The sequence below is a fragment of the Deinococcus cellulosilyticus NBRC 106333 = KACC 11606 genome (genome assembly GCF_007990775.1).
In the GTDB taxonomy this organism is placed as follows: domain Bacteria; phylum Deinococcota; class Deinococci; order Deinococcales; family Deinococcaceae; genus Deinococcus_C; species Deinococcus_C cellulosilyticus.
The window spans coordinates 28,335-41,057 of sequence record NZ_BJXB01000006.1 but is presented as its reverse complement, the minus strand read 5'-3'; the positions used below and the strand labels follow the sequence as shown (position 1 = coordinate 41,057).

The window sequence follows — 12,723 nt, the reverse complement described above, 5'->3', positions numbered from 1 at the left end:
TGATCTCAGCTTAGCCGAAACACTGGCGGTTTGGGAAAACCCTGTGAAGTTCAGGGGGTGGTGCCCTCTCCTGATTTGAAGTGTAGGGGGAAAAAGGCGGGCGGATGTCCTGATGTCAGCAACCCAGCATGAATTCTGCCCGGATGTCTAGTGTGGTGAGGTCAGGTTTTGGCTTTGGCCTCCTCATTGCGAATCACCAGTTCTATTTTGGTCTTGTTGTTTGCGGCATCTCCCACCAGCCCATCAAAAGCCGCCTGCACCAGGGACTGGGCCACTTCGAGGTCTTCTGTTTTCATTTTGGCCTTGGCCTCAAGGTCCAGCACAAACTTGAGGGTTCCGCCTTTGCCCTGCAGGATGCTCTGGAAGCGTGCAGCATCATTGGGGTCCAGGGTGCCTTTCTTGATGGCTTCTTCCACCTGACGGTTCATTTTGTCCACGCCTGTCTTGAAGTTTTCGGTGATTGCAGACAGCTGGTTTTGCACCACCTTGCTGTTCTGAACCAGAACCGCCCGATCCTGAATGATCTGCTTGGCGATGGCCGGATTGGTTTTGACCAGCTCGCGGGGTGTGGTTCCGGGCGGCACATGAATGACCGGGCGGTCTGTGGGAATGGCACGACCACTGGCCCGGGATTTGAACAGGCGGGGTCTTCCAGATTTCACCTCTCCGATCTCGGCCACATCTGCGGCAGGGTCTTCTGCCTTGAAGAGGGTGGCATTGTCGAGGCCCGGACCTGCCTGTTCTTCTTCAGGCTTGGTGGGGATGATCACGCCCCCCCGGGCCTGATTGCGTCTGATGGCATCGAGTTCCCGTTTCAAACCAGCAGCAAAAGCTTTTTTGCCGTTTTCTGCTGCCTTGGAGATTTTGGTGACTGTGGCTGCGGTGGCCTTGAGGGCTTCGGTGGTGGCAGCTTCTGGCGCTTTGGCTTCGGATTTTTCTGTCCCATCCGGGTTCACCTTCCCATAAATCGCCCACTTGCCATTTTGCTGTCTGGGCTCAAGCACCGTCATTCGGTACCTGACCCTGACTGCTGCCAGGAGGGGTCTGAGCACCAACACACCCACCTTGCGGCCAGCGTAACGGTTAACCGCTTCTTTGCCTGCCTGCAATCCTTGCTGCAACCTCTCTCTGGCAGCTTCAGGTCCAGAGCCCTGACCTTTCCCGAACAGCTTCTTCACAGTGGCAACGATTTTTGCAATGACCTTGTCGATGGCGGCATCTACCTTGCCCTGCACTTTCAGAATGAACTCGCGGATCTTGTTGGAGACGTTCCCCAGCCCGATCAGTCGGGCCAGGAAGCCGATCACCAGAGGAATCATGCTGGCCAGGCTGCGTTCGATCCAGCTCACCGCTCCCCCGATGGCTCCGGTGGCAATGGCATGGATGCTGTTGATGACGGCCTCCACGAAAGACAGGATCTGGTTTGCTTTCTCCCACAGGAACATCACGGTGTTGTAGATGGTGATCACGGCCTGCACGATGGCTCCAGCTGGGTTGAACATGCTGACCACTTTCATGATCGCCTGCTTGATCACGGTTTCGATCAGCCAGTTCTGGATGGCATCAATGACCATCTGTTTGAGGTTTGAGAGGTCTTCTTTAACCTTCTCCCACAGGGCCTGAATGCCTCCAGAGATCAGGGTCTGAATGTACGCAAAAAGTTTTTCCAGAATCTTGACATTCCGTTCTCCAATCAATTTGACGGCTTTGGCCCGCATGCGGTCGTAGGTGATGCCCAGCACCTGCAAAACCAGTTTGAAAATGCTGCCCAGCGAGAGGTCCACGGGAGGTTGGATGCCTGCTTTCATCAGGCTGCCGAAAAGCCACTGCATGAATCCAGCTTTCAGGTGGGTCCAGATGTTGCCCACAAAAGCATTCAGGCCTCCCTTGATGGCTGCAAGCAAATTGGACAGGAAGCCAATGGGATCGTTCAAGATGAGTTTGATGGTCTCTTCGCCTTTGCGCAGGGCGGCCTGCAGTCTGGCTTTGAATTCCCGCAGGATCTTGATGACCTCACCCACGGCATCGATGAGCCCTTTGAGCATCCCGCTGTTTTCTTCTTCCAGTTTCTTGATGGCGTTGTCTGCATCTTCCTGGGCCTTCTGGTAGCGCTCTGCAAGTTTCTGGGCGAGTTCCTGGGCCTGACTGTCGATGTTCTGCTGCATCTCCGAAAAACGGGATTCCATGTCCTTCTGGGCATTCTGGCCTACAGACTGCAGATCCGCAGGGAGGCTTTGCACATAGGTCTGGATTTCGGCCTGCCCACGCTGAATTTCGGCCTTGGCGGCCTTGATGCGGGAATCCACAAAATGACCCACTTTGCCCACGAGCACATCGGTTTCCTGGGTGAACTTTGCCCTGGCCCGACGGAACCCTTCTTTGAGGCCATCCGGGCATTCCCTGAAGAGGTCTGCCACCCAACGTGCAGCACCTGTCACGCCCGAATAACGCTCATTGCGAAATTTCTGCTTTTCGAGCTCTGCATTGCGTTTGAGGTTCTCACTGGCCCGGTTCAGACCCTGCTCAAAGAGATGCATGGCTTTTTCCTGCAGGCCTTCAATGTGGTTCTGGGCTGCCGTTTTGGTCTTGTTGTAGATGCGCTCAATGTTGTCTACAACAGCTTTCCTGCGGGCCTCGTTGCGCTCTTTGGCAGTCTGCTGTTTGACGCGGACCACCGCAGAGCCCTGCATCCTGGCTTTGACCAGAGCAGCGGCTCCTTTTTTGCTGTCTCCTGAAACGGCAGCTTTTGCAGCACCCTGAATCTGGGTTTCGGTCTTTGGGTACCCCTGGATGCTCCTGGCTGTCTGTGACTGCAATTTCTTGTTCTGTTCTATCACCTTTGAAAAGCGGGAATCGTTGGCCTTCTGAAAAGAGCTTTCGGGGAGCTCTGTTTTTTTGATCTCGTCTTTTGAGGTGTCCAGGTTCTGTTTGAGTCCAGCATCAAAGTTCTTTTTCGGTGGAGGAACCGCACCCGAGGGGTCCACCACAGGTGGGGCAGGGGGTGCCTCTGTCCCCATGGGCTGCGGTGTTCTGACAGGCTGACCTGCCGGATCGGGAGCCTGTGCAGCAGTGGCCTGCAAGGTGCCTGCGGCATCATCGGTCTGCTGTTGCACGGCTCCTCCAGCGGCCTGCTGGATCTGGGATGCCTCCCCATGCTGCATGAACTGGTCGGCATTTTCCAGGGTCTGCGGCATCAGGCGGTCAATTTCCTGCCTGAGCAGCGTGGTGAAACTGCCGGGCTGGACCGTGCCTGTGGGGGCACTGTCCATGGTTGCCACCTGGGACGCCGCCGCACCTGCGGATCGGGCATTGGCAGGGTCCTGGGCCGCATTCTCAAGGTCACTGCGTTTTTTGCTGGCTGGCTCGTGTTTGCCAAGTTGCCGGGAACGGTCCTGCAGGTTTTTGACGGTCTTCTGGAACCTGGGGTCCTGGGCCGCTTTGCCTTTGATCTGCACGCTGGTTTTCCCCATCACGGTTCCTCCAGCACCCTTGCGGGCAGCGGGGGTCACGGGTCCAGTGCTTTTCCTGGGGGCAGGGGCTTTCCCGGTCATGGTTCACCTGTGGGCGGGTGAATGCCCAGTTTGCGGTACTCCCGGCGCAGGGCCACCTGCAGGTGCCTGAAGGCCAGTGGTCTTTCGTCCTGCAGGCTCAGGAGCGTGGCCTGCAGCACCACATTGCGGATCTGGCCTCCGGTCAGGTCGCAGGTTTCGGCCACATGCTCAATCTCATCTCTTGCCAGGGCGTGTGCAGCAGGCAGGTGCAACGTCCAGATGCGTGCCCTCTCTGCTGCCCTGGGGGCAGGAAAATCAATGGTCAGGTCCATCCTGCGCTGGAAAGCCGCATCAATCCGGTCAGACGCATTGGTGGTGATGAGCAGGATGCCCTCATAGTGTTCCAGCCTCTGCAGGAGGTAATTGGTCTCCAGATTGGCGTAACGGTCGTTGGCGTTTCCCACTGCGGTGCGCTGGGTCAAGAGGGCATCCCCCTCATCCAGGAGCAAAATCACATCCTGGGATTCTGCCTGTTCGAACACCTCATCCAGGTTCTTTTCGGTTTCCCCGATGAATTTGGAAACCACTTTTGACAGGTCCACCCGGAAAAGGGGCATGTCCAGCACACCGGCCAGCACCCGTGCGGTCAGGGTCTTCCCTGTTCCACTCGGTCCTGAGAACAGGGCTTTCACACCCACGGGGGGCGTGAGGACTTCTGGCAGGTGCTGCCCCAGGCGTTCCCTGAACCTGCAGCGGGTCTCAAGGAGTTTCAGGTCCTGCAGCACATGCTCAGGCAGTGCAAGGTCCTGGTAGCTCCCACAGGCCGGGAGGCGGTTCACACTGGGATGGAGGGCCTGTACTGCCAGGGATTCTCCTCTGCCGAGCCGGATCAGGTTACCCACCGGAAGCCTTCTGTGCAGGGTCTCAGGCTCCCTTCCAGTGGCTGTCTTCCAGATGCGTTTTCGTTCTGCAGGACCGGGCGTTTGCAAGGCCATGCGGTACGCCCTTGTGTGGACCACCTGATGGACAGAGCAGGTGGCAAAAACAGGAATGTCCAGGGGCAACTCTGGCAGGACCATGGGCTCTGGGGATGCAGGCAGGACCACCAGGGGCACAGCGTCAAGCACCAGGGCCAGGACAGCATTTTCATGAAACCCCTCGGTCAGGTGTGTTGTGAGGATGCCTTTCTGGTGGTGTCGGGCAAGGGCTTTCAACAGGGTTTTGCGGCCAGAATGACGCACGCCTCCCACCAGCAGGTCTTTCAAAGGGGGAACCTGAAACCCCTCAGGCAAAAAGAGGTCTGCAAGTGCTGGAAGTTGGGCGGGAGGCATATAAAGTTCCAGATGGCCACTGTTTCCCCTCAGAATCTCCCAGAGTTCAGGCTGCACGCACACAGAACGCTGCAGGCGGGTGCCCTCCTGGTGCACAGCCCTGAGCACCCCCAGTTTGATCCAGCGCTCCAGCAGGTGTCTGGGGGGTTCCAGGGTGTAATCCTGCCACCACTGTTCCAGCAACCCCACCGTGGGATGAGGGTGCCCACCCAGACCTTCAAACAGGGCACTGAACCGCACGTCTTCCTCAACACTGCCGATCAGCAGGAGCAGGGCCAGTTCCTCTTCTGTCAGGTTCAGGCTGTCTTTCAGGCGTTCAATGGGCTGGGAATAAGGGACCCTGGTTGATCCCACCGAGGAAAGCTCTTCCTGATAGGCTTCCAGAAAAGGCACCTCCTGCAATCCTCCGAGGTGTTCGGAAATCGCTGGCAGTGCGAAACGAAGCATCTGGTAGAAATGCGACTGGAAGGGTTTCAGGTCAATCATCGGTCCACCTCGAAATGAAAAGAGATGCTGCATCCAGCCTGGGGCAGCCACCCCAGATCCCGATCCAGCCCCAGCATGCGAAGCTCCACAGGGTGCTGCTCCAGACTGTAAGTCACATCCACATGGGTGTCCGTGACCTCAAGCCGTCCCGGATTGCTGCACAGGAGGGAAAAAGGGTCCGGGGTGTTCAGGGCATGTTGCAACACAACCTGAAGAAATGTGTAGAATCGTTCGGCCTGCCTGGTAGGTCTGCCCAGGGGTGCTTCTCTCAAAGTCACATCAGGGAAAGTCGCTGTGAAGGCTTTCTGATTCCTGACGGCAACCCACACCCCACTGGGATGCTGCACAGCAAAGGGTTGAGGAGCAGCAGTTTGCAACCAGCATGGGGCATCTGGCAGAAGGGCCGCCCAGTGCACGGGCATCACCTGTGGCAGATGGATTCTGGGGGTCCAGCGCACAGACCTGTCTTCAAAGGTGTGGCACAGGGTCCACAGGGGGTCTTCCCGAAAATCCTCGAAGGCCATCAGGCCAACCCGACCCAGCAGGGCCCAGGGGGAATTGGGTTTTCGGCTCAGGTCGCTGAAGTCCGTGATGAGGTCCAGATGCAGGAAAACATTCAGCAAAAAGAGCAACCCGGCGCATCGGGAGAACGGCCTGGATTCCACAATACAGGTTGGGGCAACCTGGCTTGCATCAACCAGATCCAGCGGTGCTTGCTCAGGGAGATCATCCACAAACACTCTGGTCCGGGTCAGGGTGTCCACCGGCAGAGACTCACGACGTTTTTCAGCTGCAGACAGCACATTTTGTTGCTCAGATGCGGCTTTCCAGAGTACACCGCCCTCGATCTCATGTTGTTGATGTTCAACTTCTGGAGGGGAATCTGATCTGGCTTCTGGATGTCCCAATGCAAAGGGTGCCTCCTGTGTGAGACTGGGCTCGGGCAGAAGTTCCTCCTGATCCAGAGGCCCTACAACAGAAAACCCTTTTTCCACCCACTGGCGTGCAACACTTCGCAGCTGTGGCGTGGCCAGCAGTGACAGGACCACTGCAGCCTGCTCCACTGCATCTGCGCGAACAGCATGAGGAGCTTGCACAAGCTCACTGACCCGTTCGAGCACTTTCTGGGTTTGAGCATTGACCCTGCGAGGCATCTGGAAATCCAGTTTGCCTCTGTTCTGGTGCGTTCTGGTTTGTTGTTGAACCAGGCGCTGAATCACATCTGGCAAATCAGGAAGCAGGTGATGGTGAGTGAGATGCTGGACCACCTCCCTCAGGAAGGCCTGTGGCAATGAAGACAGGAAGCGGGTCCCCTGTGGACCATCCACGCGAATGAGCACTGCAGGCAGACATTCCAGATGCTGTCTGACGAGCAGCACTTGATTCTCAGTCTTCCACCAGACCGATGTTCCCTGCACCTGAACATGACAGAGCAGGTGTTCCTCGTCGTTTTCAAAGAACACGGCTTCTGCATCGGGGGGAATCCATCCTGTGCGCGGGCGGGCGGCCCGTTGCCAGAGGTCCAGCACCCGCTTCTGGAAGTGCTCCTGCCACATGCAGGACCGCCGGGAATAGGGCATGGCGAGGTGGCGGATCACCAACCTGCCCCTGCGTGGGAAGCCCGGGAGGGACAGTGTGGCATCCTGCAGCAGACGTTCCAGACTGTACCGTTCCTGGTAGGGATCGGCAGCGTGGGTGTGCAGGGTCAGTCTGTGGATGGTGTTCTGCAGGGTCACTCACCTCCTCGGAGCAGGAAATGCCTGAAATCAGGTCAGGTTGGAGTAGGGATAGAGGGCCGAGTGAAAGAACAGCATCCAGCGGGAACTGAAATCCAGAAAGAAGGTCTGGAAGAACCGGTATTGCTGCGCTTCGAACCCCTCTCCGCTGCACAGGGCCTCATGGAACAGCCTGCGGGCTCCACTGCGGGTCAGCACCTGCTGTGCTGAGGTGTTGAAGTGGGCAGGCAGGATGCCCACCGGAGGCAAAAATTGGAAGGCATTCTCGAAATCACTGGCCTGCAGGGAGGTGGGGTCTCCCCCACTGCCTTTGACCATCTGTTCGAGTTGCAGGTGGTATTGCTGGACCATGGCGTGGTTTCTGGACCAGATCTGTTTCTCGTTCATGCGCTCCAGCAGGGAGGGGTACAGGGTGCGCCGCACGGCCCATTCATCCAGCATCCAGCCTGAGGCAAGGGTGTGCAGCAGGGCCAGAGGTTCCTCATCTTGTGGAATGAGGTCCCGCACAGGGTCTCTGGGGAGGAGTTCCGTCCAGAAATCATCCTGGGTGGAGTTGATCTGAGCGGGGTCGGTGGGGGTGCCAAAACACAGGTGCGCCAGGGCGTTCTGGTAACGGGAAGGGGCGATCAGGCCAAGCTTTTTCTCTGCATCGGCCCACCTGTGGAGTCGGAACACCACTCCGGGCATGCGGTCCTTGTAATTGCATTTGCCAGGCGCACCCCCCATTCCGAACATGGGTGCCCGACCTTCCAGGCGTTCTCTGGGGGTGACCGTCAGGATGTAAACACGCCCTTCCTGCACGGTATCGGACAGGAAGAGGCCTTCGCTGCAGTTCTTGAATTCGCCATCATCGGTCTCAATGAAGATGTCTTTGATGTTGAGGATCACCTGGGATTCCAGAATCACTGGAGTCCCGAGTCGGGTGAAGCCCCATCCCGGGGAGATCTTCAGGCTTTCGGACTGCAAGGTCACATTTAGGCCAGATGCAATCCCCGCCCCGTGCAAGAGGGCGAAGCGTTCATCGAGGTTATCGAGGGCGGTGTACAGGCGTTTCAGGTCCTCGGCACTGAGGGCCCTTCCGTTAAAGAAGTGCGGGATGGCAGCACTCGGTGCAGCAATGAATTCATCAAGCAGGGTGTTCATCGGGCATTCACCGGGTAGTAATTCACTTCGAGGTGGATGGCAAAGTCGTATCCAAAGCGCTGGGTGTCCACTGGCACGATCTCTCCGCCCTGAGAACCAAACAACTGCAGCATCACACCTTCAGGGTTGACAGGCTCAATGACCTGAATGTGGGAGAACTGGGGTTCACGGCTCTGGGTGCTGACTTTCACCACATACTGGAAGGGGCCGCCATCATGCTGGTAAGGCCCGAAGTACACCATCATCCTGCCGTATCCCATTGGCTCAAACCCCTTGATGTTGTACAGGTCCTGGGGATTGAAGTTCTGTGGGTAAATCACTCCTGCGGCATACAGCCCATAAGGTTGGTCCGGAACGGTCCGAACAAAATCGCCTTTGCTGCTGCGAGGAAGGTCATGTGCTGCCCAGGCCATCCCTGTGGCAGATTCCACACTCATGAGCACCTGCCCCAGTCGAGAGGGTTTCGCATCAAGCGGCACGCCCTGCAGGTTTTTCACGCTGGTCTGCTGGGGGTTGCCCTGCACGTCCCCTTTGAGGTCGGAAGCTTCCCCTCCTGCGGGCAGATCGCGCACCTGCCAGACGAAGCCCTCGTTGCTCCCGAGGCTGACACTGACCAGGGTCTGGTCGCTTTTGGTGGGTGTGCCCTGCACCTCGATCCCCTGGAGGGCGCGTATGAATGTGCTCTGCGGGTCACCAATGACATCTCCAGCAATGTTGACTGGAGCCCAGTCCTCTCCAGTGAAAACCAGAATCTGGCTGTTGTCAGGAGCTTGATCCCTGAGGGGGGTGCCCCTCAGCCCTGTCACAGTGGCCTTTTCCTGGGCAAAATCGAGCTGGATGTCTCCATGGGGAAGGTTCACAGGGGTCCAGTACAGGGTCTCCCCTTCCTGGTACTGGGTGAGCAGGATCTGGTTTCCCTGTGCAGCAGGTCCCCACACCTTCACCCCCTGAATGGCGGAAAGCTGGCTGTTCTGCGGGTCACCTGTGACATCCCCACCCAGGTACACCGGAACCCACTCCGAACCTGTGTACTTGAGAATCTGGTTGTAGTCGGGGGTCTGGTCTGAAACGTGGTGGCCCTGCAGGCCCACCACCATGGCATTGCCGTTCTCGAAATCCAGCACCACATCTCCAGTGGGGGCGCTTCTGGGCACCCACACCAGACGCAGGGGGTCTTCCTCGGATTCAGCACTGCCCAGGTAAGTGGTCACCAGAAGCTGGTTGCTCTCACTGGCAGCATGGTCAACGGGTACCCCCTGAATCGCAGACAGGAAAGTGCTTTTGATGTTCCCGGTGACATCTCCCACGAGTTCAGGAAAGGGCGAGGCCTGCCACACGTTGTCCTTGAGGCCCAGGAAGGTCAGGGGCTCGTCTTTTTCGCGAACCTCTGCATCCGGGTACACGTCATAAGTCTGAATTTTGGAGACTTTGGTGTTGTGGGTGGGTCCTGTTACCTCACCGTAGAGCAAACGGTCCTCTCCCTGCTGCAGGTAGGCGGTGAGCATGCCCAGATCCAGCAGAACAGGGCGCGAACCCTCGTTGATCTGCACACTGTTCACGGTTCCAGCCTGGTAATCCACCACAAGTTCTGCCAGCAGCAGGGCATGCTGTCTGGGGGGCATGCCATCCGGGGTGGCTTCTGCATCCAGGGCCGCAGGCCTGAGGGTGGTGACCCAGTAGGTGGTGAGGGCCTGGAACACCTCGTCCAGCACCACTTCTGGGACACTCAGATGGCCTTCGCCGTCCAGAAGGGATGTCAGAATGCCTTGCAGGTAAGCCTCGATGCCAGAGCCGAGGTCGGGTTTCAGGTTCTGTTGCAGCACAGCAACCAGTTGCTGAACGGTGCCTTGCGGGAGCTCTTCCTCCTGCAGGTTGCGGGCCCGTACTTTTTCCCGGAGCCATGCTGAGAATTCGTGTTCCAGCCTGTAAAGCCTGTGGTCTGGCTGCGTGAAGGAGAAATCCAGAATGAAATCATCCTCCCAGCGGCTCGGGACCAGGCTTTCCTGGGCGGTGCGGCAGGGCTGTGAGGGCAGAGGTTCCTCATCGGTGGGACAGGACCGGTACTCAAGGGTGACGTACAGGTGCTGCTCTCCGTCTTTCACCCCACTCTGTTTCTTGAGCCAGGTGGACAGGCTCGCGCATTGCAATCTGGGCACCCGCACCAGTTCACCCGTCGGGGTGAGGGCCAGTCCGGGGGTGACTTTCACCTCTGTAGATTCATACTTGACCTGCAAACCACAGAGGGTGCCGTACCCGAGGGCTCCCCGGCTCAGCAGGTGCTGGTGGCCGGAGAGGTAGGCGAATTCCTGGGTGAAATCGTCTTCCCCAAGCACCATGCCTTCGGCGAAATACACGTGCTTGGTGAAGCTGGTCAGCGGATGCATGAGGGTGTCTGTGCAGGTTTTCATCGGTCCTCCTGGAATTTGAATGGGGTCAAAGCACCCATCTGGGGTCGGTGCGGGCGTCCCACAGTCGGGCCAGCAGCGGGTTGCGGCCCAGAATCAGGCTGGGGAGCAGCCGGGAAACGGGAACATTCTTGAGAGCAGTGCCCGATCCGAGCACGGCAGTTCCCACCTTGAAAAGGGCCCAGTCGAAATAGACTTCAAAGCTGGTGTGGGCAGGTTTTTCCTGGGAAGTCAGCAGGGTGATCACCTGAACCTGCTGCTCCAGAATTTCGGGGTCAGGCACGGTCTCTGGGAGCAGGATCACCACACTGAATTTTGAAGGGGTGCGGATGTCCTCCAGCACTTTCACCCGGGTGCATTCCGGGTCTAGGGTGTGTGGTGTCGGGTAAGGATCAAGGGCCAGATTGAGCAACATCTCCAGTCCTCTGCGTGTGCCCCTGAGAGGTAGCAGGGTGTGGGCATGCTGGATCAGGAAGCGTTTCTGCCTCTCGTTGAAGTGCTCCGGGAAACGGATGCCGAGCCATGAAGCCAGCCATTCCAGGTCCTGAGCTGGACTGCTTCGAGGGTCCAGCTGTTTCTCACTGGCAGCCATGCGCCCTTCAAGGTCGGTGAGGATGCCCTCGGTATTCGCCAGAAAGCGGTCCAGCAGGCTCGCCGATTCGGGAATGTCCCTTTTGTTTTCGATGTCCTCTGCAGAGAGTTCCCGGTAGATCTTTGGCAGGTACTGCAGGTAACTGAACCTGGGGTAAATAGCCCTCAGTGCCCGGATTCTCGGGGTGGTGCGGCCTGACCCGTGCAGGGTGAGTTCCAGGTACAGGTACCGCCCGACCACCTACTGAAACAGGGTTTCGAGGGTCTGGAAACCCTGGTCATGGGGTTCCAGGGGAATCTCCCTCCCCAGACCCCTCACATAGGGAGCAGGCTGGGGTTTCAACCATTTTGTCTTCGGGGCCTGACCGGGTTTGAGGACCTGGTTGGTGGCATAGGCGCGGATTTCAATGCGGGTGTCGGGTTCCATGTCGGCATCCAGAAACAGGCGGTGCCACACGCACCCGGTTTCCTTGCCATCGAAACAGTAGAGCACTGTCCCGGTTGTTTTGAACCGGGGTCTGGGTTGCTCTGCGAGGGGCAGGATGCCATTTTCAGAGTGGTAGTGGATGCGCCCTCTGGACAGCACCAGTCCTTTGCCGAGGTAATCGCGCAACGGGAAGTAGCAGGGTTGCGGGTTGGTTTCTCCCAGACGGAATTTCAGCGCCTGATTGCCCTGCTTTTCCACCAGATAAAATGCCCCTTTCTGCCCATGCAGGGCAAAGCCAGGGGCAAAACCGTCGGGCAGGTGCACTTCAAGCTTTTCGAGTCCCTTCTGGATGGTCCAGCGGAACACACCCTGAGACGTCAGAAAAAGTCCTGTTTCATCGTCCAGAAAGACCATCTGCAGCACATCCTGCTGCCCGAGGTCATGCCTGTGGCCTGTGGTTTTTTGCAGCACACGCTTTTCAGTGGGCTCTGCAAAGGTGGCCTCCTCGCTGGTGGTTTCCACAGGAATGGGCCTGAGCTGGGCATCAAAAGCCCACAGAAAGTTTTGCATCTGGTTTGTTTCAAGAAGCCAGAAGCCTGCTGCATTTCTGGGGTACAGGTGCTGGATCTGACCTGACAGGGGTGCCTTCACCTGCTGCACCTGTGCAGGTCCACCCCCCAGCAGATCGAACATGAAGAGGGTGTGGTCTGCAGCCACCACCAGACGCTGGCTTTCGGTGACGGCCAGGCTGTTCAGCAGCACACTCTGGGTTTCTGGAACAGAAGCATCACTGAATGCACCATGTTCCTGTGCAGGAGGGGCCACTTCGCCGACCCAGTACACCTCAGGGTTTTTGCTGCCCGGACGGATCAGGTGCACCGCTTTGCGGTCTTCGGAAATCAGGTACACATTGCCCCAGACGTCTGCCCCCATGCTGCGCAGATCGGTGGCTTTTGGCTGGTGGTCGTTCGGGTGGGCCTGAAAGTGGAACACTTCCGGGGCGAGGGTGACCACCTGGGTGTCCTGATCAAATCCCAGGGGGAAGCCACCGATGCTGCGTTGCCAGTCCTGCAGGCCCAGCAGCAGGTGGTAGCAGGTGCCGTTGACGTCCAC

Annotated in this window: 7 protein-coding genes; all 7 read right to left on the bottom strand. The window is 58.0% G+C overall.

Annotated features, from left to right (window positions below; genetic code table 11):
- Positions 1-161: 161 nt before the first annotated feature.
- Genes DC3_RS08110 through DC3_RS08080 form a run of 7 tightly spaced genes read right to left on the bottom strand, consistent with a single transcriptional unit; the run spans position 162 to position 12,723 of the window.
- Complete coding sequence (locus DC3_RS08110; protein ID WP_146883851.1) at positions 162-3,551, bottom strand: phage tail protein; 3,390 nt, start codon at positions 3,549-3,551, stop codon at positions 162-164.
- Positions 3,548-5,308: an ATP-binding protein gene (locus tag DC3_RS08105; RefSeq protein WP_186815912.1), complete on the bottom strand. Its 1,761-nt coding sequence runs from the start codon at positions 5,306-5,308 to the stop codon at positions 3,548-3,550. The genes DC3_RS08110 and DC3_RS08105 overlap by 4 nt, the downstream gene beginning before the upstream one ends.
- The gene (locus DC3_RS08100; RefSeq protein ID WP_146883848.1) at positions 5,305-7,044 is read right to left on the bottom strand and encodes a hypothetical protein; all 1,740 of its coding nucleotides are present in this window, start codon (positions 7,042-7,044) and stop codon (positions 5,305-5,307) included. Before DC3_RS08100 ends, DC3_RS08105 begins: the two co-directional genes overlap by 4 nt.
- A gap of 30 nt (positions 7,045-7,074) precedes the next feature.
- On the bottom strand, positions 7,075-8,187 hold the full coding sequence (locus tag DC3_RS08095; RefSeq protein WP_146883846.1) for a hypothetical protein: 1,113 nt from the start codon (positions 8,185-8,187) through the stop codon (positions 7,075-7,077).
- Positions 8,184-10,595 carry a hypothetical protein gene (locus DC3_RS08090; RefSeq protein WP_146883844.1) on the bottom strand — a complete coding sequence of 804 codons (2,412 nt, stop codon included), beginning with the start codon at positions 10,593-10,595 and terminating at the stop codon, positions 8,184-8,186. Before DC3_RS08090 ends, DC3_RS08095 begins: the two co-directional genes overlap by 4 nt.
- Before the next feature lie 25 nt (positions 10,596-10,620).
- Positions 10,621-11,424: a phage tail protein gene (locus tag DC3_RS08085; RefSeq protein WP_146883842.1), complete on the bottom strand. Its 804-nt coding sequence runs from the start codon at positions 11,422-11,424 to the stop codon at positions 10,621-10,623.
- Positions 11,425-12,723, bottom strand: coding sequence for a hypothetical protein (locus DC3_RS08080; RefSeq protein WP_146883840.1), 1,299 nt, complete (start codon positions 12,721-12,723; stop codon positions 11,425-11,427).

What these genes read in the sequence shown, in the direction of transcription:
- DC3_RS08095 (WP_146883846.1), bottom strand. Translation starts at nt 8,187, where the DNA reads ATGAACACCCTGCTTGATGAATTCATTGCTGCACCGAGTGCTGCCATC.
- DC3_RS08105 (WP_186815912.1), bottom strand. Translation starts at nt 5,308, where the DNA reads ATGATTGACCTGAAACCCTTCCAGTCGCATTTCTACCAGATGCTTCGT.
- DC3_RS08110 (WP_146883851.1), bottom strand. Translation starts at nt 3,551, where the DNA reads ATGACCGGGAAAGCCCCTGCCCCCAGGAAAAGCACTGGACCCGTGACC.
- DC3_RS08090 (WP_146883844.1), bottom strand. Translation starts at nt 10,595, where the DNA reads ATGAAAACCTGCACAGACACCCTCATGCATCCGCTGACCAGCTTCACC.